This is a genomic window from Profundibacter sp., assembly GCF_965277155.1.
In the GTDB taxonomy this organism is placed as follows: domain Bacteria; phylum Pseudomonadota; class Alphaproteobacteria; order Rhodobacterales; family Rhodobacteraceae; genus Profundibacter.
Genome location: NZ_CBDIBV010000013.1, coordinates 156322 through 177500 on the forward strand (window position 1 = coordinate 156322; position 21179 = coordinate 177500).

Annotated in this window: 22 protein-coding genes and 1 tRNA gene (1 of these 23 running past the window's edge); 10 read left to right on the forward strand and 13 right to left on the reverse strand. The window is 56.6% G+C overall.

Features of this window, described 5'->3' with window-relative positions; translation table 11 throughout:
* The first annotated feature begins 22 nt into the window (after positions 1-22).
* Complete coding sequence (locus ACQY4M_RS15975) at positions 23-1657, forward strand: peptidoglycan-binding protein (RefSeq protein ID WP_428546112.1); 1635 nt, start codon at positions 23-25, stop codon at positions 1655-1657.
* 68 nt (positions 1658-1725) lie between these two features.
* Here the strand turns inward: ACQY4M_RS15975 and ykgO are convergent, their stop codons facing one another.
* Positions 1726-1851, reverse strand: a complete 126-nt coding sequence (gene ykgO, locus ACQY4M_RS15980) for a type B 50S ribosomal protein L36 (RefSeq protein WP_118941536.1) — start codon at positions 1849-1851, stop codon at positions 1726-1728.
* A 69-nt stretch (positions 1852-1920) separates the two neighbouring features.
* Positions 1921-1995, reverse strand: a tRNA-Val gene (locus tag ACQY4M_RS15985).
* A gap of 253 nt (positions 1996-2248) precedes the next feature.
* Here ACQY4M_RS15985 and ACQY4M_RS15990 point away from each other — a divergent pair.
* Positions 2249-3475: an IS256 family transposase gene (locus ACQY4M_RS15990; protein WP_428539582.1), complete on the forward strand. Its 1227-nt coding sequence runs from the start codon at positions 2249-2251 to the stop codon at positions 3473-3475.
* A 68-nt stretch (positions 3476-3543) separates the two neighbouring features.
* Positions 3544-4404 (forward strand): N-formylglutamate amidohydrolase, encoded by an 861-nt coding sequence (locus ACQY4M_RS15995; protein WP_428546116.1) that lies wholly within the window; start codon positions 3544-3546, stop codon positions 4402-4404.
* A 3-nt stretch (positions 4405-4407) separates the two neighbouring features.
* Here ACQY4M_RS15995 and ACQY4M_RS16000 read toward each other — a convergent pair whose 3' ends face one another.
* Together ACQY4M_RS16000 and ACQY4M_RS16005 are read right to left on the reverse strand one after the other, a co-directional pair.
* Positions 4408-4785 (reverse strand): CZB domain-containing protein, encoded by a 378-nt coding sequence (locus ACQY4M_RS16000; RefSeq protein WP_428546119.1) that lies wholly within the window; start codon positions 4783-4785, stop codon positions 4408-4410.
* 121 nt (positions 4786-4906) lie between these two features.
* Entirely contained in the window at positions 4907-6169 is a 1263-nt protein-coding gene (locus tag ACQY4M_RS16005) for a DNA polymerase IV (protein ID WP_428546122.1), read from the reverse strand.
* 173 nt (positions 6170-6342) lie between these two features.
* Here ACQY4M_RS16005 and ACQY4M_RS16010 point away from each other — a divergent pair, with 173 nt between their 5' ends.
* Together ACQY4M_RS16010 and ACQY4M_RS16015 are read left to right on the forward strand one after the other, a co-directional pair.
* Entirely contained in the window at positions 6343-7257 is a 915-nt protein-coding gene (locus ACQY4M_RS16010) for an SPFH domain-containing protein (protein ID WP_428546125.1), read from the forward strand.
* 23 nt (positions 7258-7280) lie between these two features.
* On the forward strand, positions 7281-7541 hold the full coding sequence (locus ACQY4M_RS16015; protein ID WP_428546128.1) for an NfeD family protein: 261 nt from the start codon (positions 7281-7283) through the stop codon (positions 7539-7541).
* On the opposite strand, the gene ACQY4M_RS16020 is transcribed toward ACQY4M_RS16015, so the two are convergent.
* Genes ACQY4M_RS16020 through ACQY4M_RS16030 form a run of 3 tightly spaced genes read right to left on the reverse strand, consistent with a single transcriptional unit; the run spans position 7542 to position 9401 of the window.
* Complete coding sequence (locus tag ACQY4M_RS16020; RefSeq protein WP_428546131.1) at positions 7542-8324, reverse strand: DUF998 domain-containing protein; 783 nt, start codon at positions 8322-8324, stop codon at positions 7542-7544.
* Positions 8325-8351: 27 nt separating this feature from the next.
* Positions 8352-9053: an orotidine-5'-phosphate decarboxylase gene (gene pyrF, locus ACQY4M_RS16025; RefSeq protein ID WP_428546134.1), complete on the reverse strand. Its 702-nt coding sequence runs from the start codon at positions 9051-9053 to the stop codon at positions 8352-8354.
* 57 nt (positions 9054-9110) lie between these two features.
* Positions 9111-9401: a hypothetical protein gene (locus tag ACQY4M_RS16030; protein WP_428546137.1), complete on the reverse strand. Its 291-nt coding sequence runs from the start codon at positions 9399-9401 to the stop codon at positions 9111-9113.
* Between the two features lie 238 nt (positions 9402-9639).
* Between ACQY4M_RS16030 and clpB the strand changes: the two genes are divergently transcribed.
* Positions 9640-12204, forward strand: coding sequence for an ATP-dependent chaperone ClpB (gene clpB / locus ACQY4M_RS16035; RefSeq protein ID WP_428546140.1), 2565 nt, complete (start codon positions 9640-9642; stop codon positions 12202-12204).
* Between the two features lie 164 nt (positions 12205-12368).
* On the opposite strand, the gene ACQY4M_RS16040 is transcribed toward clpB, so the two are convergent.
* Positions 12369-13424, reverse strand: a complete 1056-nt coding sequence (locus ACQY4M_RS16040) for an IS5 family transposase (RefSeq protein ID WP_428542130.1) — start codon at positions 13422-13424, stop codon at positions 12369-12371.
* Between the two features lie 102 nt (positions 13425-13526).
* Here ACQY4M_RS16040 and ACQY4M_RS16045 point away from each other — a divergent pair, with 102 nt between their 5' ends.
* Positions 13527-13835, forward strand: coding sequence for a hypothetical protein (locus ACQY4M_RS16045; RefSeq protein WP_428546143.1), 309 nt, complete (start codon positions 13527-13529; stop codon positions 13833-13835).
* A gap of 143 nt (positions 13836-13978) precedes the next feature.
* On the opposite strand, the gene ACQY4M_RS16050 is transcribed toward ACQY4M_RS16045, so the two are convergent.
* Positions 13979-14572 carry a class I SAM-dependent methyltransferase gene (locus tag ACQY4M_RS16050; protein ID WP_428546146.1) on the reverse strand — a complete coding sequence of 198 codons (594 nt, stop codon included), beginning with the start codon at positions 14570-14572 and terminating at the stop codon, positions 13979-13981.
* 42 nt (positions 14573-14614) lie between these two features.
* Positions 14615-15055, reverse strand: coding sequence for a DUF302 domain-containing protein (locus tag ACQY4M_RS16055; RefSeq protein ID WP_428546149.1), 441 nt, complete (start codon positions 15053-15055; stop codon positions 14615-14617).
* Between the two features lie 137 nt (positions 15056-15192).
* On the opposite strand from ACQY4M_RS16055, the gene ACQY4M_RS16060 reads away from it, so the two are divergent.
* Together ACQY4M_RS16060 and msrP are read left to right on the forward strand one after the other, a co-directional pair.
* Positions 15193-16683, forward strand: coding sequence for an FMN-binding glutamate synthase family protein (locus ACQY4M_RS16060; protein WP_428548217.1), 1491 nt, complete (start codon positions 15193-15195; stop codon positions 16681-16683).
* Positions 16684-16755: 72 nt separating this feature from the next.
* Entirely contained in the window at positions 16756-17685 is a 930-nt protein-coding gene (gene msrP / locus ACQY4M_RS16065; protein WP_428546152.1) for a protein-methionine-sulfoxide reductase catalytic subunit MsrP, read from the forward strand.
* Positions 17686-17928: 243 nt separating this feature from the next.
* Here msrP and ACQY4M_RS16070 read toward each other — a convergent pair.
* Both ACQY4M_RS16070 and ACQY4M_RS16075 read right to left on the reverse strand, forming a co-directional pair.
* Positions 17929-19061 (reverse strand): IS3 family transposase gene (locus tag ACQY4M_RS16070; RefSeq protein WP_428539245.1). Its coding sequence is split into 2 segments (ribosomal slippage): positions 17929-18809 and positions 18809-19061, totalling 1134 coding nucleotides; the frame shifts between segments, so codons are not numbered across the junction.
* A gap of 32 nt (positions 19062-19093) precedes the next feature.
* On the reverse strand, positions 19094-19792 hold the full coding sequence (locus tag ACQY4M_RS16075; RefSeq protein ID WP_428546155.1) for an IS5 family transposase: 699 nt from the start codon (positions 19790-19792) through the stop codon (positions 19094-19096).
* A gap of 35 nt (positions 19793-19827) precedes the next feature.
* Here ACQY4M_RS16075 and msrQ point away from each other — a divergent pair, with 35 nt between their 5' ends.
* Positions 19828-20415: a protein-methionine-sulfoxide reductase heme-binding subunit MsrQ gene (gene msrQ / locus ACQY4M_RS16080; RefSeq protein WP_428546158.1), complete on the forward strand. Its 588-nt coding sequence runs from the start codon at positions 19828-19830 to the stop codon at positions 20413-20415.
* Between the two features lie 426 nt (positions 20416-20841).
* Here msrQ and ACQY4M_RS16085 read toward each other — a convergent pair whose 3' ends face one another.
* Positions 20842-21179: the final stretch of an IS256 family transposase gene (locus ACQY4M_RS16085; protein WP_428539582.1), read on the reverse strand. Its footprint extends 889 nt past the window's final position; only the last 338 of its 1227 coding nucleotides appear in the window; the start codon falls outside the window, past its right edge — the gene reads right to left on this strand; its stop codon occupies positions 20842-20844.

Genomic DNA, 21179 nt, shown 5'->3' on the forward strand with positions numbered 1-21179 from the left:
AGCGATAGAAGGAGCACGCGCCATGATGTTGAAACTTAAACAGGTGGCGCTTGCGGGCGCTTTGGGCATTTTGGCGATGCCCGTTCTGGCCAAAGATGTGGCACTGGTGATCGGCAACCGCGACTATCAGGACCAACCTGCGATACGGGGGTTCTATTTCACACAAGACGGCGTGCAGGCCCTGAAGCGTGCGGGGTTTCGTGTATTTGCCGGCGAAGATCTGGACAGTTCTGAACAGATAACACTGGCCTCGAAATTCTATGCAGCCATTGATCAGGCCGATCGTGTGGTGGTTCTGCTGGGTGGACATTTTGTATCAAATGACCGTGACGGCTGGCTTTTGGCCAGTGACGCCCGTAATCCGAATGCATTTACAGTCGGGCAAATGGGCGTGTCTGTCGGGGCTATTCTGGATGCTGCGGGACAAAAGCCGGGCGGTGCAATTGTTATGGTTGGCCAGAGTGATAGCACAAAGGCCGGTTCGGGTCTGAAGGCGGGAATGGGTGATCTGGAGATTCCGCAAGGGGTGACGCTTGTCAAAGGGCCGATGGGCGGACTGCTACAACTTCTTTCCGGCGATTTGCTGAAACCCGGGAATTCCGTTGCGAACACACTGGAGCAGGCACCGCGCGGGGTAACGGTGGAAGGGTTCGTTGCCAAACGGATTCCCTTTATTCCGGCAGAAGGGACCATTCCTGATCAGCCACAGGATGCCGAGTATCTGTATCTGGAAGCAGTGCGGGAAATTGGCACAGTGTCGGCACTTGAAAGCTACCTCAACCGCTATCCGAACGGGCGTTATGCCGGGGATGTGCGTCGGGAAATAAGCGATCTGCGCGCCCAGCCTGAATTGCAGGCCAAAGCAGACGAGGCAAATCTGAAACTGACACGCGAACAGCGGCGACAAATTCAGCGAAACCTGTCCATTCTGGGCTTTAATCCGCACGGGATTGACGGCTTGTTCGGGCGCGGATCGCGAGCGGCGATTGGCGCTTGGCAAAAATCACGCGGGATTGACGGTTATGGCTATCTGACGGGCAACCAGATTTCCGCCCTGCAGGCCGCTGCGGATGTCCGGTCGCGCGAGTTGGAGGAAGAAGCACGCAAACGCCAAGAGGAGCAGGACCGGCTGGATGCAAGTTACTGGCGGCGCACCGGTCGGGACGGAACCGAGGACGGTTTGCGGGCCTATCTGAAGCGGTACCCTGACGGGCTGTATTCCGACATCGCGCATCAACGATTAGAGCGGTATGACGACGAACGCCGCGCCGAGGCAGCCGCCGCCGAGCGGGATTATTGGGATGATGTGCGGGCCGAGGGAACAGTCGGAGCCTATAAACGGTATCTGCGGGACTATCCGCGCGGGGTATTTGCAGCAGATGCCAAGGAAAAACTGGCCGAATTACAGGGGGATACGCAAAACGCCGAATTGATACGCCGCGCCAAGGCAGAAGAGGCACGGGTGGCCGGCAACGGCATTGTGCGATTACTGGTGGAGCAAAAACTGCAAGAGCTGGGCTTGAAACCGGGGCGGATTGACGGGAGATTTGATGACAAAACCCGCCGCGCTGTACGTAAATTCCAGCGGACACGGAAAATTCCGGTGACGGGATATGTTACGCAGAAAACCATCGTGCGATTGCTGGCGGCGCGCTGACGCAACCGGACACAAAAAAGGCCGCCAGAGCAAATGCCCGGCGGCCTTTTTTGTTAAACCTGAATGGCTTAGCCCTGACGGGCTTTGAACCGTGGGTTTGTTTTGTTGATCACATAAACACGGCCTTTGCGACGCACAATGCGGCAATCGCGATGGCGGCCTTTGAGCGAACGCAAAGAGTTGCGAATTTTCATAACCTCATCCTCATATCGCGGCGCAGCGGCGCCATTGTTTCAATTCCGATCCCCGGCTTATGGGGCATATGGTGGGCACTACTGGGATCGAACCAGTGACCCCTTCGATGTCAACGAAGTGCTCTACCGCTGAGCTAAGCGCCCATATGGCCAACCAATTCCTGACGTCCCAAAAGAATAGGACGCGGCAGAACCGCGTCGGTCTGCTGGTCTATAAAAGGAGTCGAAGGATTGATCAAGGGCTTTTGATAAACACAAGAAACCGTTTATAAAGGTTGTGTCAGGAGAGGGAATGTCAGGTAGTGTCGCGAGTTTGGTGGAAATTCGAGGACGGCGTAATCTCCGGGTGCATCGAAGCCACCCAACCGGCGGCTGGAACCGCCAAGGAGATCACGCCATGACAAAGAATACAGCAACATCGACATCCGCGCTACTGGCCAATGAAGCAGGCTATGACCCGATTGAAGACCGGCTGCGCCAGAACATCCGCGCGACGATCGAGGCGGTTTTCGAAGAGGAGCTGGAGCAGTTTCTGGGCCGTTGCCGGTATGGCCGCAGCGGCGGGGCAAAGGCCGGATACCGCCACGGGCATCGCGAGCGGCAACTGGTCGGAACATTTGGAACCGAAACGGTGCGCGTGCCGCGTGCGCGGATCACAGGCGAGGCCGGCAAGGCCAGAGAATGGCGCTCGAAGGCATTGCCCCGCTACCAGCGGCTGACGAAGAAGGCCGAGGCGCTGATCGCTGCTGTCTACCTTTCGGGCACCAACACACGGCGGGTAAAACGCGCCCTGTTCGGCCTGTTTCAGGGGGCGGTCAGCAAGGATGTGGTGAGCCGCGCCTGGCGCAAGGTGAAGGTGGACTGGCAGGCGTGGTGCGCCCGCAGCCTTGCGGATGAAGACATCGTGCGGCTGATCCTGGACGGCACCGTGATCAAAACGCGGATTGACAGGAAGGCCACCAATATCTCGGTTCTGGCCGCGATTGGCGTGCGCCGGGATGGGCAGAAGGTCTTGTTATCACTGATGAACATGGGCGGCGAAAGCACCTCCGCCTGGCGTCAGTTCATCAACGATCTGGATGCGCGCGGGTTGAAACGGCCCGAATTTGTCATCGTGGACGGGGCACCGGGACTTGAGGTCGCTCTCATTGCCCTCTGGGGTGAAGATCTGCCGATCCAGAGGTGCACGGTGCACAAGCACCGCAACCTTCTGGCCAAGGCACCCAAGCGTATGCATGATGAGTTGACAGAAGATTACCGCGACATGATCTACGCCAAAACACCCGAGGAAATCGCCACCCGCCGCAAGGCATTTCTGCGAAAATGGCGGCTGAAATGCAAGGCCGTCGCTGACAGCTTGGAAGAAGCAGGAGATAAGCTTTTCACCTTCACGCGTCTGCCACAAGGCCAGTGGAAATCGGCCAGAACGACAAATGCGATCGAACGCCTGAACGAGGAATTCCGCCGCCGCATCAAGACCCAGACCGTGCTGCCATGCGCCGAGACCGTGCCGATGCTGCTTTGGGCTCTGATGGCCTCGGGGCAGATCGTCATGCGAAAGGTCGATGGCTGGGAAACGCTCGCTCAGCCCGTCGCCGACGCAACCCTTGACCAAGCCGCCTGACCGGCGCATAACTCAACCCGCTCGGAGGTGCCTGAAATCAATTTCCACCACTTTCGAGACACAACCGAATGTCAAAGGCCACATATCAACTGGAACTGCCGGAAAATCGCACGACAAGTGTGATATTTGCTTCGCCACATAGCGGGCGCAGCTATCCTTGGGCATTCTTGCGAAAATCGGTGCTGGATGAATTGGCGATACGGTCATCGGAAGATGCCTTTGTCGATCTGTTGTTTGCGGATGTGCCAACCTTTGGGGCGCCGCTTTTGTCCGCGCGTGCACCGCGCGCCTTTGTAGATTTGAACCGAAGCCGCGACGAACTGGATCCGGCGGTGATAGACAGTGTGCCGCGATCGGGTCTTAATCCGCGTGTGGCATCAGGGTTGGGGGTGATCCCGAGGGTGGTGTCCCGCGGGCGGCAAATCTATCGTGGGAAACTGTCAAAACACGAGGCGGATCTGCGCCTTACGCAATATTGGCAACCTTACCATGATGTGCTTGAAGGGGTAGTTGCGGAAAATTGCAGAATGTTTGGTCAGGCGGTGCTGATTGATTGTCACTCGATGCCGCACGAGGCCATAGACAGTATCAACCGGCGCAGCGGGCCAAAGGCCGAAGTTGTTTTGGGGGACCGGTATGGGGCCGCTGCAAACGGTGATATTGTCGACCGGATCGAGGCAGCATTTGTTGGCGCCGGTCTGACTGTTGTGCGCAATATGCCATTTGCAGGCGCCTATGTCGCGCAACACTATGGCCGCCCGTCCCTGAACCGGCATGCTGTGCAGGTCGAGATTGACCGCTCTTTATATATGAACGAAAAACTGGTCCGGCCAAATGCCAATTTCCGAAACTTTCAAAAGCTGATCACTTCAATTGCCAGTGAAATATCGGAAATAGGGCGGCGTGAACAACCATTGGCAGCGGAATAACCTTTACGCAACAGCAGATTCGTTTTTCCATTTTCGCAATCCGCGCACCAGTTTTTCCGACTTGGCCGAGAAATCCCCTTCCAGAAGTTCAACAGCGCCTGATGTATCCCCGCTGGTCGCCCGTTTCAGAACATCGGCGGCACAGATATGAAATTCTGCATGAAGCCGTTTGATAACGCTGTAGGGAACGCCTGTTCGGGTTTGTGGGTCAATTTCCGATCCATGTAACCATTTCCCGAACGCACATTTATCATCACAGCGAACATCCTCGACACTCTGGGTGCTTTGCCCCTTGTTGATTGCGGTGCGCAGTTTGATTTTCCAACTGCCATGGGCGCCGATTGCATCATTGATTTGTTTGATCAGATTGTTGTCGGGCATCGTATGAATCCTGTTCTCTATGGGTTTGCACGTAACCGGAGAAATCCGGGCCATTTGTCAGAATCATTAGTTACGGTGGCTTAACAGGGGGTGAAAATTCACGTGGCGATTAAAACTTGAACTATTTCGGGCGCAAGGCACGGCCCTTTTTGATCGCATCGCGTCCGAATTTCTGCCGGATCCTATCGGTGGCGCGTTCTGCGGCCGCGCGTTTGGCTGCGTCCGGATCCAGCAAGTCAACCGCCAGATCGGCAGTGTCGGCTGGGAACAGATCACTAATGCCGACCCCAATCAGGCGGTAGGGGCCTTCGTCCCCCACGCCAACCATCAGATCACGGGCGGTGCGGTAGATGCGGTCGGCCATCTGGGTTGGGTCATACAGGCTGGTGCGGCGGCTTAGCTGTGTGTGGTTGGCGCGTTTCAGTTTCAGGGTAACGATGCGGCCGGCCTGCCCTTTGGCTTTGGCGCGGTCAGCCACCTGTTCGGATAGCCGGAAAATATGGCCGTCCAGCACCTTTTTATCCGATGTATCAGTGGAAAAAGTGGTTTCCTTGGAAATGCTTTTCACCGGCGCATGGGCCGATACGCGGCGCACATCCTGTCCCCGCGCCAGATGCCACAACCGATCCCCCATTGATCCGAACCGCGCACCCAACTCCTTGCGATCCCAGCGTAGAAGATCGTCAAATGTGCGGATACCGGCGCTTTCAAGTGAGGCCTGCATTGCCTTTCCCACCCCCCAGATCATCCGCACGGGTTTGCCCCGCAGAAAGCTTTCGGTCTCGGCTTTGCCAATCACCGAAAAACCGCGCGGTTTGTCCAGATCGGATGCCACCTTGGCCAGAAATTTGTTGTGGGACAAGCCAATAGAGCCGGACAGGCCCAATTCATCCTCCATCCGTTTGACCAACCGTGCCAGCATCACGGCAGGGGGGGCGTGGTGCAGTTTGGCAGTGCCGGTCATGTCAAGAAACGCCTCGTCCAGTGACAGGGGTTCGATGGATGGTGTCAGCTCGTCCATCAGTTTGCGGATATCGCGCGAGGCTTGGGCGTAAACCTCCATCCGACCGGGCACAACCACGGCATCGGGGCAGAGTTTCAGCGCCTGAAACATCGGCATGGCGGAACGCACGCCTTTGATGCGGGCGATATAGCAGGCGGTGGACACCACGCTGCGCGGATGGCGGGAACCGATGATCACGGGTTTATCGCGCAATTCGGGATTGTCGCGTTTTTCGACCGAAGCATAGAAGGCATCGCAATCCATATGCGCAATCGACAGGCTGAACAGTTCGGGGTGTTCCAGAACCCGCGGGCTGTGGCAATCCGGACAGCGGGAACCACTGTCAAACTGGATCAGGCAATCGCGGCAAAGGGCGGGCATGGAACGGGTCCGGTCAAAGGGAAAAATACACTGTTTGCAGACTATATGATTTGCGTATGGCTTGCATATGGCCGTTTTGCAGAGCACCCGAAAAATACGATTTTGGCGCAGTTTCCCTTTTCTTTTGGCAGTCTTACCCCATATAGGATAGAGGGACTAAAAGGATTTACATCATGAATAGAAAGGGCGGATCATTGGATATAGAACAGCTTTTCAATCAAATACTGGGCGGCAATATTGTGCTGCTGGTACTGGCGGCGCTGATTATTATTGCGTTGTTCAAAGCGGTGCGGATTGTGCCGCAATCGGAAAAATATGTGGTGGAACGGTTTGGCCGTTTGCGCACAGTGCTGGGTCCGGGGATCAATGTGATCGTGCCGTTTCTGGACCGCGTGCGCCACAAGGTTTCGGTGCTTGAGCGCCAGTTGCCAATCCATTCACAGGATGCGATCACCAGTGACAACGTGTTGGTGCAGGTTGAGACCAGCGTTTTTTACCGTATTCTTGAGCCTGAAAAAACCGTTTATCGGATCCGCGATGTGGACGGCGCTATTTCGACCACGGTTGCGGGGATTGTGCGCTCGGGCATTGGTGAGATGGAGCTGGACGAAGTGCAATCCAACCGCCAGCAACTGATTGCCAAGATCAAACATCAGGTGGCCGATGCGGTGGATGACTGGGGCATCGAGGTGACCCGCGCTGAAATTCTGGATGTAAATCTGGATAGCGCCACCCGCGAGGCGATGTTGCAGCAGTTGAACGCCGAACGCGCGCGCCGTGCGCAGGTCACCGAGGCCGAAGGCACCAAGCGATCGGTCGAGTTGAATGCCGATGCCGAACTATATGCTGCCGAGCAAAAAGCCAAAGCGCGGCGCATTTCTGCGGATGCAGAGGCCTATGCAACCGAAGTGGTGGCCAAAGCGATTCAGGAGCACGGTATTGAATCGGCGCAATATCAGGTTGCCCTGAAACAGGTCGAGGCAATGATGGAGATCGGCAAGGGTGCCGGCAAACAGACCATTATGATGCCAAGCAATATTGTGGACGCCTTTGGCGATGCCTTCAAAATGCTGAAAGGAAGATCATAATGTGGACAACATGGTGGCTTTGGATGGCCGGAGGGCTGATTCTGGGAATTATGGAAGTGCTGGCCCCGACGTTTATCCTGTTGGGCTTTGCCATCGGCGCCTTTGTCACCGGCGGATTTCTGTATTTCGGGGACGGCGTGGCGTTTTTCTCGGCAACCTTGCCTTATACACTGGTGTTTTTCGCCGTTGTCTCGCTGGTATCATGGTTAGCATTGCGTGTGGTATTCGGCGTTAACCGCGAGAAGGTGAAAACATACAGCAAGGATGTCGATATCAACGACTGATTATCTGCGTAGCTTGCTAAACAATTGGCCGAGACCCTGCAGGGCTCGGCCTTTTGCCAGCCACGAGGCGGCAAAGGCGAATACGCCAATGGATTCCCACAAAAACAGGTAGTTGTATCTATCACGGCTGGCCTGTTTGTCCGGTTGCAGGAAATAGATCACCAAGGCGATGATCGCCATAATGATCACGATCCCGTAGCCTACATAAAACCGGTTGCGGCGGGTCCAGACGATTTTTCCGTGTTCCGTCCTGTCGCAACGGGTGAACAGAGCGATGCTGAACACCGCGAGGCTGGCAAAGAATATGCCGGCAAAAACATAGTGGATCAGGGATGGGTGAAAGGTAAAACCGGTGTCATTGCAAACCCCGCAGTCATTTTCCAGCCCCACAGGAAACAGGGCAATGCCGATTGCGCTGACTCCGGCGATCCGTGCGGTGATCTTGTCGGACAACCTTTCACCCGGTCTGTTGCGATAGCCCTTGTAGCTGAGCAGAAACACCCCGATGGCACACATGGTGCCCACCAGCACATCCCCCATCTGGGTATAGTAAAACCCGCTGATGGATGTCTGCTTTTTGACCCCGAACAGTGTTGATCCCAGCAAAACTACGGGCAGGGCCAACCCCAACAGGCCAATCGCCTGCCGCACGAACAAAAAGGATTGAACCAGCTGGTTTTCTTTTTCCTGATCTTTGCCTGTTTGCATGTGGCTCTGCTCCTTTGCTGCGAAAATCGCACAAAGACATATCACATTTGCAGGTTTGTTGCCCAAAATGGGCAAACAGGGGTCTGTTAAGTGATCAGTGGATTAGAGTCCGGCAAGCTGGCCCTGTATCATCTGGGCCATACCGCGCGGGTCTTTGGCCTGCCAGATCGGGCGACCTACAACGATATGATCCGCCCCGTCACTAATGGCCTGCACCGGTGTTGCAACGCGTTTCTGGTCGCCCAAAGCGCTACCTGTAGGACGCACACCGGGGGTGACGATCAGCTTGCCGCCGGACTGGGGCAGGGCGCGGATCAAGGCGGCCTCTTGTGGCGAGGCAATCACACCGTCGGCGCCGGCCTCCAGTGCCTTGGCCGCGCGTTCCAGCACCAGCGATTGCACATCACCCGATTTGATACAGCAATCATCCAGATCACCCCGGTCCAGCGAGGTTAGGATGGTGACGGCAAGTATTTTCATATCCTTGCCTGCCGCCCCCTCTTTTGCGGCTTTCACAACATGGGGGTCGCCATGCACGGTCAGGAAATCCAGATCGAACTGCGCCAGCCCTCGCACCGCGTTTTCAACGGTCGCGCCGATGTCGAACAGTTTCATGTCCAGAAAAATCCGCTTGCCGCGTTCCTGTTTCAATTCGTTGGCCAGTGCCAGCCCGCCGCCGGTCAGCATCCCCAAACCAATTTTGTAAAAGGAAACATCGTCGCCCAGATCATCCGCCAGTTTCAGCCCGGCAAGGGCGTCCGGCACATCAAGGGCAACGATTAAGCGGTCGGTGGTGTTTTGCATGACGCGATCCTGATTATCAAAGGTTCGCGCCCTAGGTGGCCTGCACGTGGCTGACTGTCAAGCTGCGCTTTGTTCGCTCGGGGTCAGCATTTCCAGTGTTTCCTGACCGGAACGGATTTCAGGCATCCGTCGTGCCTGTCGCATCGCATCGTTTTTCAGGCCCAGTTTGATCAGCGTCATACGTTTTGTGGAATTTTCCCCGATGGGGATGGCGCAGCTGCAATCGTAATTTACGATATCGCAGCGTGCGCCCAACCCACCGCTGATGAAAAAAGTCACACTACCCAACATCCGATGCCCTTCGGGGGCGGGGCGAATATCCTGTACACGGGTTTCAACGATGTTCATTTACTCGACTCACTCGTTATTTCGACACCCAATATTTAGGAAAACAAGACATAGGGGGAAACATGCCTTTTAGGGTATGTAGAAAATGTCATTTCTAGGATAGATTGTGGCAAAATTCTGGCATTAGAGGCCTTGAAACCGGCCAATCCAATGGCCACATCGAAGTTAAGGTCCGACCATGACTGTGCCGATACAGGGCGGTCAAATTTTTCGGACGCTTTAGAAAAGGAGAATACGGATGGACATGGAAAAGTTCACCGAACGGTCGCGCGGTTTTATTCAGGCGGCCCAAACGATTGCAATGCGCGAGGATCATCAGAAACTTGCGCCGGAACATCTGCTAAAAGCATTGATGGACGATGATCAGGGGCTGGCAAGCAACCTGATCCGTGCCGCTGGCGGCGCGCCCGAACGGGTGGTCGAAGCGGTGGATGCCGCTTTGGATAAATTGCCCAAGGTCACAGGGGACACCGGACAGGTGTATCTGGACAGCCAGACTGCCAAAGTGCTGGATGAAGCCCAGAAGGTTGCCAAGAAAGCGGGTGACAGTTTTGTTCCGGTTGAACGGATTCTGATGGCTTTGGCGATGGTGAAATCCAAGGCCAAGGACGCGCTGGAAGCCGGTGCCGTTTCCGCCCAAAAGCTAAACGAGGCAATCAACGACATTCGCAAAGGACGCACGGCCGATACAGCCAGTGCCGAAGAAGGCTATGATGCGCTAAAGAAATACGCGATCGACCTGACCGAACGTGCTGCCGAGGGCAAGATCGACCCGATCATCGGGCGGGACGAAGAAATTCGCCGCACGATGCAGGTTTTAAGCCGCCGCACCAAAAACAATCCGGTGCTGATCGGTGAGCCGGGTGTGGGTAAAACCGCGATTGTCGAAGGCCTTGCCTTGCGTATTGTTAATGGTGATGTGCCGGAAAGCCTGCTGGACAAAAAACTGCTGTCGCTGGACATGGGTGCGCTGATTGCCGGTGCCAAATACCGTGGCGAATTCGAGGAGCGGCTGAAGGCTGTTTTGAGCGAGGTCACGGCTGCTGCTGGCGAGATCATTTTGTTCATCGACGAGATGCACACGCTGATCGGGGCTGGCAAGGGCGATGGCGCAATGGATGCGTCCAACCTGCTGAAACCTGCATTGGCACGGGGCGAATTGCACTGCGTTGGGGCCACCACGCTGGACGAATACCGCAAGCACGTCGAAAAAGACGCAGCTCTTGCGCGGCGGTTCCAGCCGGTGATGGTCGAGGAACCAACGGTCGAGGATACAATCTCGATCCTGCGGGGCATCAAGGAAAAATACGAACTGCACCACGGGGTGCGGATTTCCGATGCTGCCCTTGTGGCCGCAGCGACCCTAAGCCATCGCTATATCACCGACCGGTTCCTGCCGGACAAGGCGATCGACCTGATGGACGAGGCCGCATCGCGCCTGCGCATGGAAGTGGACAGCAAGCCCGAAGAACTGGACGCGCTGGACCGCGAGATCATGCAAAAACAGATCGAGGCCGAAGCCCTGAAAAAAGAGGATGACGCCGCCAGCAAGGACCGTCTGGAAAAGCTGGAAAAAGAGCTGGCCGAGCTGATGGAGCGTTCGGACGAGATGACTGCGAAATGGCAGGCAGAGCGTCATAAACTGGCCTCGGTTCGCGAGATGAAAGAGCAACTGGAGCAGGCACGCGCCGCATTGGAAATTGCAAAACGCGAAGGTGATCTGGCCCGCGCTGGCGAGTTGTCCTATTCCATCATCCCCGAGCTGGAATCCAAGCTGAAGGGGGCGGAAACCAAAGGCAGCGACCTGATGGTCGAAGAGGCCGTGCGCCCCGAGCAGATTGCGCAAGTGGTCGAGCGCTGGACGGGTATCCCGACCTCCAAGATGCTGGAAGGCGAGCGTGACAAGCTGCTGAAGATGGAAGAAGAGATCGGCAAACGGGTGATCGGCCAGAAACAGGCTGTGACCGCAGTTGCCAACGCGGTCCGTCGGGCGCGTGCCGGATTGAATGATCCGAACCGGCCGCTGGGCAGCTTCCTGTTCCTTGGACCAACCGGCGTTGGTAAAACCGAGCTGACCAAGGCGCTGGCCGAATACCTGTTCGACGATGAACACGCGATGGTGCGCATTGATATGTCCGAGTTCATGGAGAAACACTCGGTCTCGCGTCTGATCGGTGCCCCTCCGGGCTATGTCGGTTATGACGAAGGCGGTGTTCTGACCGAAGCGGTGCGGCGCAAGCCCTATCAGGTGATCCTGTTTGACGAGGTCGAAAAGGCGCACCCGGATGTCTTTAACGTGCTGTTGCAGGTTCTGGACGACGGGGTGCTGACCGATGGTCAGGGCCGCACGGTGGACTTCAAGCAGACGCTGATCATTCTGACGTCGAACCTTGGATCACAGGCGCTAAGCCAACTTCCCGAAGGCTCGGATGCCTCGGAAGCCAAGGAACAGGTGATGGAGGCGGTGCGCGCGCACTTCCGCCCCGAATTCCTGAACCGTCTGGACGAGATCGTGATCTTTGATCGCCTGAAACGCGAGGATATGACCGCGATCGTTGATATCCAGATCGGCTTGCTGGCCAAACGTCTGGCTGTTCGCAAGATCACGCTGGAGGTGGACGAAGAGGCCAAGAAGTGGCTGGGCGACAAAGGATACGACCCTGTCTATGGCGCGCGGCCGCTGAAGCGGGTGATCCAGCACTATCTGCAGGATCCGCTGGCCGAAAAGCTGTTGGCGGGCGAGATCCTGGATGGCTCGACTGTCAAGGTGACGGCGAACGAGGACGGATTGGTGATCAGCTAATCCGACCGGTTAGAAAGATGGAAGCGCCCCGTGGTGACGCGGGGCGTTTTTGTATATAGTAAAGACCTCTGCATGAGGCCATGGCTTTCGGTTGAAGCAAGATTTCGGCCGCCCACCTTGCGCCCCTGCGGGTCCGGCGGACAGACGGGTGGCGGGGTTTGGGGCTATGCGATTGCGGGGGTTTGCGGGTTGAGGGTGATCCTGTTTGCGGCCTTGAGCAGGTTTTGCGCGATGGCGGCCATGACCATCTGGGCATGCACCCTGGCGCGCCCGAAATATCTCGCCCGCTGCAGGCCGAAGAGGCGTTTCATCGTGCCGAAAGTCTGCTCGATGCGGAAGCGGCGTTTCGAAATCAGCCGGTTGAAGCGTTTCTCCGATTGCCGCAGGGGGCGGCCGCGCGCTGCCTTGCGCAGGATGCCGTCGCGGTATTTGCCGCGCAGCATCTGGCGGTTGGCCTTGCTCGCATAGGCCTTGTCGGCCAGCACCCGCTGCGCCTTTGCGCCCGCGATCATGGTGGCGAATTCGGGGCTTTCGGCGGCATTGGCGGGCGTGGTGTGCACCTTGTCGATAAAGCCCTCTTCGTCGCAGCGGGCAAAGCCCTTGTAGCCGAGCGTGCTCTTGCGGCCCTTCTTGACCCAGCGGGCATCAGGGTCGGCGCTGAAATGCAGCTGTGCCCCGTCGGGTGAGACCTCGGGCGGATCATCCGGCGTCCCTTCCCTTGCCCCGTCCTCTGCCCGGTCCTCTGCCCGGTCCTGCGGGGCGTCGATATGGGTGCGCGGGCGCGCCGCCGCCGCGATCAGGGTCGCATCAATGATCGCCGCCTCAGCCTCTTTCAGCTTCAGCCCATGCGCCTCGATCTGGCGGCAGACCTCGGCCAGCAGCTCATCGTAAACGCCACCCCGGACCAGCGCATTGCGGAACCGGCAGTGGGTCGTCTCATCCGGCACCGACGCGTGCAGATCGAGCCCGCAGAACAGCATGAAATCCAGCCGCACCTTCAAGGCCCGCTCCAGCTTCGGGTCGCTCAGCCCGTGCCACTGGCCAACCAGAAGACACTTGAACAGAACCAGCGGATCATAGCCCTGAGGCCCGATCCCCGAGCGCCCCAGACCGCGCCGCAGGATCGGCAAAAACGAGTTCCAATCCATCAGCGCGTCGATCTTCGACAGAACGTCATCCGCGCCGATCCGTGCCGCCGCTTCGTGCAGGAAAAGGTCCATCTATTCACCCCAGAGATTTCCCGGCTAGCTTACCAAAACGGCCAACCCGGGGGAATCCCGATGTTATGCAGAGGTCTTTAGTAGATAAAAAGGTCCAAAGCCATGAAATTTGTATTGCATCTTATTGGGGCAACCACCCTGTCTATATTAACGGCAACATCGGCGCAGGCCACTTTCGGCTGTGATGTCTTGCCACTGTCTGAAGGGTTTATCGAACTCTATGAAAATCCAGATGCATTATCGCCTGTGATAGTGCGGGTACCAGTGGGCTGGAATGTCTCGGCTATGAGCGGGGATGATAGTATTCAGGGTGTTTGGCTGAAGGTAGCCTATTCCCCCGACCCAGATGCATTTTGGGGCGAAGGTCAGGTCGGTTGGGTATTGCAAGATCAGCTGGGTGATTGTGGTTAAAGTTACCCCTCTCGATCATAATGCATTAAATGGTTCGCGGGGACGCCGGCGTTGTTAATATGTCATCCCCGACCTGAACGGGAAACGTTCCAAGGGAAGTATTTGTTTCGAGAGGTCCCCGCTTGTGCGGGGATAACAGGGCCTCACCCAACCATAAACACATCATACCGCGTCGATTTCCCTGTGATCTGGTGCGATGGCTTGGGCAGCCCTTCCATCAAATCCGCTTTTTGTGGCCATTTCAGCACTACGCGGTTGTGGGCAGAAGCCAGCGCGACTTGCATCAGGGCGGGGGCGTCCGCGTCCACCCCGACGATTTCGCGGATCAGGCGCATTTCCTTTTTGACCAATGCCGATTTGTTGCGGGCAGGGTGCATCGGGTCGACCAGTATCACTTCGGGGGCAAGATCGGGCAGCAGGTGTTTGGCATCGCCATGCAGCAGGGTCATGCGGGCGATGATCAGACCCACATCGCTATCCGCCGCCCGCGCCAAGGCATCCGCCAAAAGCGCGTGCATCTGGTCCGAGCGTTCGATCATCGTCACCTGCGCCCCCAGAGACGCCAGCAAAAACGCATCACGTCCAAGGCCAGCGGTGGCATCCACCACATCAGGCGTTTTGCCCCCCTTCATCCCCACGGCCCGTGGCAACGCCTGCCCGCGCCCACCGCCATACCGCAGACGATGGGCGATGGCGCCGGATGTAAAGTCGATGGTCAGGGGCGGGGGGGTATCCATATCTTTGTTCTATAAATATCCGCGCCGCGGGCATAAAGCCTTTTATAACCCCAGTGCGTCCTTGACGATACCGTCCAGCAGGGCTTCAACCTCTTTCATCACGCCTTCGGGCATGGATTTGAAGCCGACGATCACCTGATCCGTCCCGGCCTGTTGCATCACGAAAATCCGGTAGGGGCAGTGGACGATATTCATGATGTCCGCCTCCATCACCTTGCGCGACACGGTGGCCGAACAGAAGCTGAAGATGTCGGCATGTTCAAACAGCACCACATCCGAGCCGGTCACAGGGCGGGTGCGTTCCAGCATGTCGCCGGTATGGCTGGTCAGATCAATCACCAGACCCGCGTCAAGGATGGCGTTTTCAACCGAAAACACGGTATCGTCAAAATCGTCGGGCGAGGTATAGGTGACTGCCTCGCCCGCCCACAAGGGGGCAACGACAAGGATGGCAAGCAGGGGGGCAATCAGACGGTGAAACATAGGTATCCTTCCTGTTCATGTATACCCCGCGAAAAGGTGACTTGCCTATGACGGGGGATTTTGCGCATTTTGGAGGGGACTTTAGCCATCGCGGCGCGGATGTCAAAAATATATAAAAGGATATGAATATGAATTTCATGGGTTGGGCCGGTTATGCGATGCAGTATTTGGCGTTGCTGTTTGTGTTTATTACCGGTCTGCTGGTGCTGCTGGCTTTGGTGTTGTTCGTGATTGACCGGTTGCAAAAAGGCGATGCGGTGCGGCGGAACTATCCGGTGATCGGGCGGTTTCGCGGGGTGTTCAGCCAGCTTGGCGAGTTTTTCCGCCAGTATTTCTTTGCGATGGACCGCGAGGAAATGCCGTTTAACCGCGCCCAGCGGGAATGGGTTGAAGGAGCGGCAGACGGGCGCGGAAATACGGTGGCCTTTGGCTCGACCCGCAATCTGTCGGTGATCGGCACGCCGATTTTCGTAAACGCCGCCTTTCCGCCGCTTGAGGACCAGTTCGCCAAAACCGACCCGATGCAGATCGGCCCGACAGCGCGTGCCCCGTATGTGGCCAAGTCAATTGTCAATATTTCCGGGATGAGCTTTGGCGCTTTATCCGCCCCCGCAGTCGAATCCCTTAGTAAGGGTGCCGCCGAGGCAGGCGTCTGGATGAATACCGGCGAGGGCGGGTTGTCGCCCTATCATCTGGCCGGCGGCTGTGATGTGGTGTTCCAGATCGGCACGGCGCGCTACGGGGTGCGGGATCAGGACGGCAACCTGTGTGATGACAAGCTGCGCGAAATCGCGGGGCATGATCAGGTGAAGATGTTCGAGATCAAGCTGGCGCAAGGGGCCAAACCCGGCAAGGGCGGGATACTGCCTGCCGAAAAAGTGACCGAGGAAATCGCCGCCATACGCGGGATCGAGGCGGGCAAAGCCAGCCTGTCACCCAACCGGCATGACGGGGTGGATGATTTCGGTGACCTGCTGGATATGGTCGCACATGTGCGCGAGGTGACGGGCAAGCCGGTGGGGTTCAAGACCGTTGTCGGCTCGCTTGGCCCGTTTCGGGAACTGTTCGCCCTGATCAGGGACCGCGAGCAGGAAGCGCCGGATTTCATCACCATTGACGGTGGCGAGGGCGGAACGGGCGCCGCCCCGATGCCCCTGATTGATCTGGTCGGCATGCCGATCCGCGAAGCATTGCCTCTGGTGGTGAACCTGCGCGATGAATTCGGATTGAAGGATCGGATCCGCATTGTGGCCAGCGGCAAGCTGGTCAATCCCGGTGATGTGGCCTGGGCACTGTGCGCAGGGGCGGATTTCATCACCTCGGCGCGCGGGTTCATGTTCAGTCTGGGCTGCATTCAGGCGCTGAAATGTAACCGCAATACCTGCCCCACCGGCATCACCACCCATGACCCCAGCCTGCAAAAAGGGCTGGTGGTCGAAGATAAATACGCAAAGGTCGCCCATTACGCCAAATGCCTGACCAAAGAGGTGGAAACCATTGCCCATTCGGTTGGCGTGCCCGAACCGCGCCAGATGCGGCGCAAGCATGTTCGGATCGTGCAGGCGGATGGCACAAGCAAGCCGATGGACGAAATTTTTCCACGTTACAAAAACCAAACAAAATCGTGAGCCAAGTTGTTTTGGCTTTGGCGCGGCGACAACATAGGTGATGCTGTAGGAAACCAAGGATAAAGGCTGAAAATGGTATATCGCTTTAAAACCGATCTGAAATACTCGGACATCACACCGCATGAAACCTTTGTGAATCGGCGCCAGTTGATTGCCGGGGCCGGGGCTGCTGCATTCGGGTCCATTGCAGGTCCGGCACTGGCCAAAATCGATGCCGCCAAAAGCCGGTATTCAACAGATATGAAGCCAAGCAGTTTCGAGGACATCACCACATACAACAACTTCTATGAATTTGGCACCGGCAAATCGGATCCGTCCAGTTATGCCGACGCGCTGACGGTGGACCCTTGGGCGATCAGGATTGACGGGCTGGTGGACCGGCCGGGAAAATACGATCTGGGGGCCATTCTGAAGGTAGTCAATATGGAAGAGCGGATTTACCGGCACCGCTGTGTGGAAACATGGTCGATGGTGATCCCCTGGATCGGGTTCGAGTTAAAGACGGTTCTGGAACGGGTCGGGGTTCAGTCCGGCGCGAAATATGTAGCCTTTGAAACGCTGCACCGGCCCAGTGAAATGACAGCCCAGAAACGCCAACTTCTGGACTGGCCCTATCGTGAAGGTTTGCGGCTGGACGAGGCAATGCACCCGCTGACCATTCTGGCAACTGGCCTGTACGGGGAAGAGATGCCCAAACAGAATGGTGCGCCGATCCGTTTGGTGGTGCCGTGGAAATACGGCTATAAATCTATCAAGTCGATCGTGCGGATCACTCTGACCGACAAGCAGCCCAAAACCACATGGAATGAAATCGGGCCGGATGAATACGGCTTCTATAGCAACGTGAACCCCGAGGTCAGCCACCCGCGCTGGTCACAGGCCACGGAACGCCCTGTCGGAGGCGGCCTGTTTGCCCGTCGCAAGCCGACGCTGAAATTCAACGGATATGAAGAAGAGGTTGCCAGCCTTTACGCCGGAATGGATCTGGTAGAGAATCATTAGAATGACCATCACGCAGCGCATAAACACCGGCCTGAAACGGGTTCCGGCATGGCCCCTCTATATAGTGGGGCCGCTGCCGGTGATCTGGCTATACTATCTGGGGGGAACCTCTGTAAATTCCCGTTTTCGCCTTCTTCGCGGCGGGGTGGACGGTTTTTCGCCTGTCCCGCCTGATTGCTTCGGAGAGGTGGTCCCACTTTTTTGACCAGTCAGCAGCCAGTTTAAGATGGATCAGGGTTTCATTTAGGCTGCCAAACTCATTGGTTTTGTTTTTCTGTCATAGGCTTCATCCGGGGTCAATATTCCGTGGGTGGAATGCGGGCGCTCGGTGTTGTAGTAAGCCAACCATTTCCCGATCCCGGCGCGGGTCTGCGAACCCGTTTCAAATGCGTTGAGGTAAATGCATTCGTATTTCAAGGATCGCCAAAGCCGCTCGATCATCCGGTTATCGACCCAGCGACCTTTGCCATCCATCGAGATTTTCACGTCGGCTTCTTTCAGCGCCTGCGTCCATTCAAACCCGGTGAACTGGCTGCCCTGGTCGCTGTTCATGATATCGGGCTTGCCGTATTTGGCCATAGCCTCTTTCAGGGCTTCAACGCAAAAATCTGCCTCCATGCTGTTTGACAATCTCCAGCTCAAAACCTTGCGGCTGTGCCAGTCCATGATCGCGACCAAATAGAGGAACCCGCGCTGCATCGGAATGTAGGTGATATCTACGCACCACACATGGTTTGGACGATCAATCGTCAGGTCTCGCAGCAGATACGGGTAGATCTTATGCTGCGGATGTTTCTTGCTCGTGTTGGGCGTCTGGTAGATCGGAACCAACCGCATCAGCCGCATCAAACGGCGGACCCTGTGGCGACCACACTTGTAACCTTGGCGCTGCATGTGCCGGGCCATTTGCCGTGATCCATACCACGGCGTCTGCAAGAATTGCTTGTCGATTATTGTCATGAACCGCAAATTTTCAGCACTTTCGCCTTTTGGCTGGTAATACAGGTTCGAGCGCGCCAGAGAAAGTAGCCCGCATTGTCGTCGCACACTCAGATCATGCTCACGGCTCACCATTTTTTGCCTCGCTTCCCGAGCAACTGTTGCGAGGCGTTGGCTAAAAAATCCCGTTCCACGACCAGCTGACCAATCTTGGAGTGCAGCTTCTCAATCTGGGCTTCATCAACCCGATCAGGATCACGGCCCCGTCTGGAAAATGCCGTGGCCATGTTTTCAATCGCTGCTCGTTTCCATGTGCCAATCTGGGTTGGATGCACACCATACTTCTTCGACAGCTCCGCCATCGTCATTTCCTCGCGGATTGCTTCAAGCGCAACGCGGGCTTTGAATTCGGGAGAATGGTTCTTTCGTTTCGTCATTTTGAATCGTCTTTCTCATAAGTCGATCCACCTTAACAACTGGTCCGAATTTCCGCGACCACCTCTTCGGTGACATCATAAGCGCGGATGAATTTGTGCCGCCGGTCGACATTGATGTGGTTCTTGTAGCCGTAATAGCTCTTGCCGTGCTTCTTCGTCCAGCGCGCATCCACGTCCTTCTGGCGCTTCTTGTGGGGTTTTTCCTCCCACTCTTCAGGCGTTTCGCCCGCCTTGATTTTCTCGTTCTCGTCCCTTTTGTTGTGCTGGCGCGGCGCCGGAACGATGCTCGCATCAACAATCTGCCCGCCCATCGCCAGATAGCCCTTTTCGCGCAGAAAGGCATCGAACTTGTCAAACAGCTCCTTCATCTTCCCGGCCCCGGCCAGCCTTTCACGGTAGGCCCAGATGGTCTTGGCGTCAGGTACGCTGTCTTCAATGCCAAGGCCGAGAAACCGCATGAACGACAGGCGGTCGCGGATCTGATACTCGATCTGATCGTCAGAGAGGTTGTAGAGCTGCTGCAAAACCATCGTCTTGAATATCAGCACCTCATCCCAAGGCGGGCGGCCAGCGTTGGATTTGCGCTGTTCGGGCGGCGTGCGCCATATGGCCTTCAGCTCGTCCCGGTAATCCTCGAACGGCACCATGTCGTTGAGCAACACCAGCGGATCACCAGATTTGTCCAGTCCCGCGTATCGGCTGGAAAGATCAAAAAATCCCATCTGACCCATGACAAAACCCCGTCGGTCGAATCATTTTCATCCTGATGACGATTCTACCCCGTCAGGCCGGATTTTGGGGGATTTTTAGAGGTTCCCTGGGGTTTACAAACCAGTTGGGCGCGGACCCTGTGAAGGCGATCGAGCAGCAGTTGGGCCTGATCGGGCTGCAACTGATTGTCGCCGGTCTGCTGATCACTCCGCTACGCCGTTTTGCGGGACTGAACCTGATTAAATTCCGTCGGGCGGTCGGGCTTTTGGCATTCTTCTATGTGACGGTGCATTTGTTGACATGGCTGGTGGTCGATACACAGCTGGACTGGGCTTATATCTGGATGGATATCGTTAAACGGCCCTATATCACCATTGGCATGACGGGGTTCCTGTTGCTGCTGCCCTTGGCGGTGACGTCAAACAACGCTTCTATCCGGCGATTGGGGGCGGCGACCTGGAACAAACTGCACAGGCTGACCTATGCAGCCGCCCTAGCAGGCGCGGTGCATTATGTCTGGCTGGTGAAAGGGTGGCAGACAGAACCACTGGTGTATCTGGCGGGGATTATTGCGCTGCTGATGGTCAGGATCCGAATCCGGCCAAAGCGGGTCATGGGGAATACTCTGAAAAGAGCGGGTTAAACGGGCGTTGATTCTATGATTCCGGCACCCCGGACGGCTGATTTGCTTGTGTATTTCCGATAGTTGCGAAAACCGGATTGAATTGTGCTAATTCTTACCGGTTTTCTGCGGGGCTTATTCGGGCGTTTTCCCTCGATAACCGTTGTTTCCTGAGGAAACTGATATTTTTGAAAAAACTTCTGTTTTTTACAAAAAAGGGGTTGCGACTCTGGTCGTGGGGGCCTAGATACCACTTCACCGGCGGCGCAGCGATGCACCAAGGGGGCGCGGGACGGGCCGGATGGTTCGGAAAGCGGATAAAAAACAGAGACATACAGGCAGGCGCGCCGGAACTATTCAGGGCGCATCGGTTTGTTTTTGGGTTGTGTCTCGAAAGTGGTGGAAATTGATTTCAGGCACCTCCGAGCGGGTTGAGTTATGCGCCGGTCAGGCGGCTTGGTCAAGGGTTGCGTCGGCGACGGGCTGAGCGAGCGTTTCCCAGCCATCGACCTTTCGCATGACGATCTGCCCCGAGGCCATCAGAGCCCAAAGCAGCATCGGCACGGTCTCGGCGCATGGCAGCACGGTCTGGGTCTTGATGCGGCGGCGGAATTCCTCGTTCAGGCGTTCGATCGCATTTGTCGTTCTGGCCGATTTCCACTGGCCTTGTGGCAGACGCGTGAAGGTGAAAAGCTTATCTCCTGCTTCTTCCAAGCTGTCAGCGACGGCCTTGCATTTCAGCCGCCATTTTCGCAGAAATGCCTTGCGGCGGGTGGCGATTTCCT

Coding starts and splice junctions, on each gene's coding strand:
- ACQY4M_RS15975 (WP_428546112.1), top strand. CDS start 23: ATGATGTTGAAACTTAAACAGGTGGCGCTTGCGGGCGCTTTGGGCATT.
- ykgO (WP_118941536.1), bottom strand. CDS start 1,851: ATGAAAATTCGCAACTCTTTGCGTTCGCTCAAAGGCCGCCATCGCGAT.
- ACQY4M_RS15990 (WP_428539582.1), top strand. CDS start 2,249: ATGACAAAGAATACAGCAACATCGACATCCGCGCTACTGGCCAATGAA.
- ACQY4M_RS15995 (WP_428546116.1), top strand. CDS start 3,544: ATGTCAAAGGCCACATATCAACTGGAACTGCCGGAAAATCGCACGACA.
- ACQY4M_RS16000 (WP_428546119.1), bottom strand. CDS start 4,785: ATGCCCGACAACAATCTGATCAAACAAATCAATGATGCAATCGGCGCC.
- ACQY4M_RS16005 (WP_428546122.1), bottom strand. CDS start 6,169: ATGCCCGCCCTTTGCCGCGATTGCCTGATCCAGTTTGACAGTGGTTCC.
- ACQY4M_RS16010 (WP_428546125.1), top strand. CDS start 6,343: ATGAATAGAAAGGGCGGATCATTGGATATAGAACAGCTTTTCAATCAA.
- ACQY4M_RS16015 (WP_428546128.1), top strand. CDS start 7,281: ATGGCCGGAGGGCTGATTCTGGGAATTATGGAAGTGCTGGCCCCGACG.
- pyrF (WP_428546134.1), bottom strand. CDS start 9,053: ATGCAAAACACCACCGACCGCTTAATCGTTGCCCTTGATGTGCCGGAC.
- ACQY4M_RS16030 (WP_428546137.1), bottom strand. CDS start 9,401: ATGAACATCGTTGAAACCCGTGTACAGGATATTCGCCCCGCCCCCGAA.
- clpB (WP_428546140.1), top strand. CDS start 9,640: ATGGACATGGAAAAGTTCACCGAACGGTCGCGCGGTTTTATTCAGGCG.
- ACQY4M_RS16040 (WP_428542130.1), bottom strand. CDS start 13,424: ATGGACCTTTTCCTGCACGAAGCGGCGGCACGGATCGGCGCGGATGAC.
- ACQY4M_RS16045 (WP_428546143.1), top strand. CDS start 13,527: ATGAAATTTGTATTGCATCTTATTGGGGCAACCACCCTGTCTATATTA.
- ACQY4M_RS16050 (WP_428546146.1), bottom strand. CDS start 14,572: ATGGATACCCCCCCGCCCCTGACCATCGACTTTACATCCGGCGCCATC.
- ACQY4M_RS16055 (WP_428546149.1), bottom strand. CDS start 15,055: ATGTTTCACCGTCTGATTGCCCCCCTGCTTGCCATCCTTGTCGTTGCC.
- ACQY4M_RS16060 (WP_428548217.1), top strand. CDS start 15,193: ATGGGTTGGGCCGGTTATGCGATGCAGTATTTGGCGTTGCTGTTTGTG.
- msrP (WP_428546152.1), top strand. CDS start 16,756: ATGGTATATCGCTTTAAAACCGATCTGAAATACTCGGACATCACACCG.
- ACQY4M_RS16075 (WP_428546155.1), bottom strand. CDS start 19,792: ATGGGTCAGATGGGATTTTTTGATCTTTCCAGCCGATACGCGGGACTG.
- msrQ (WP_428546158.1), top strand. CDS start 19,828: ATGACGATTCTACCCCGTCAGGCCGGATTTTGGGGGATTTTTAGAGGT.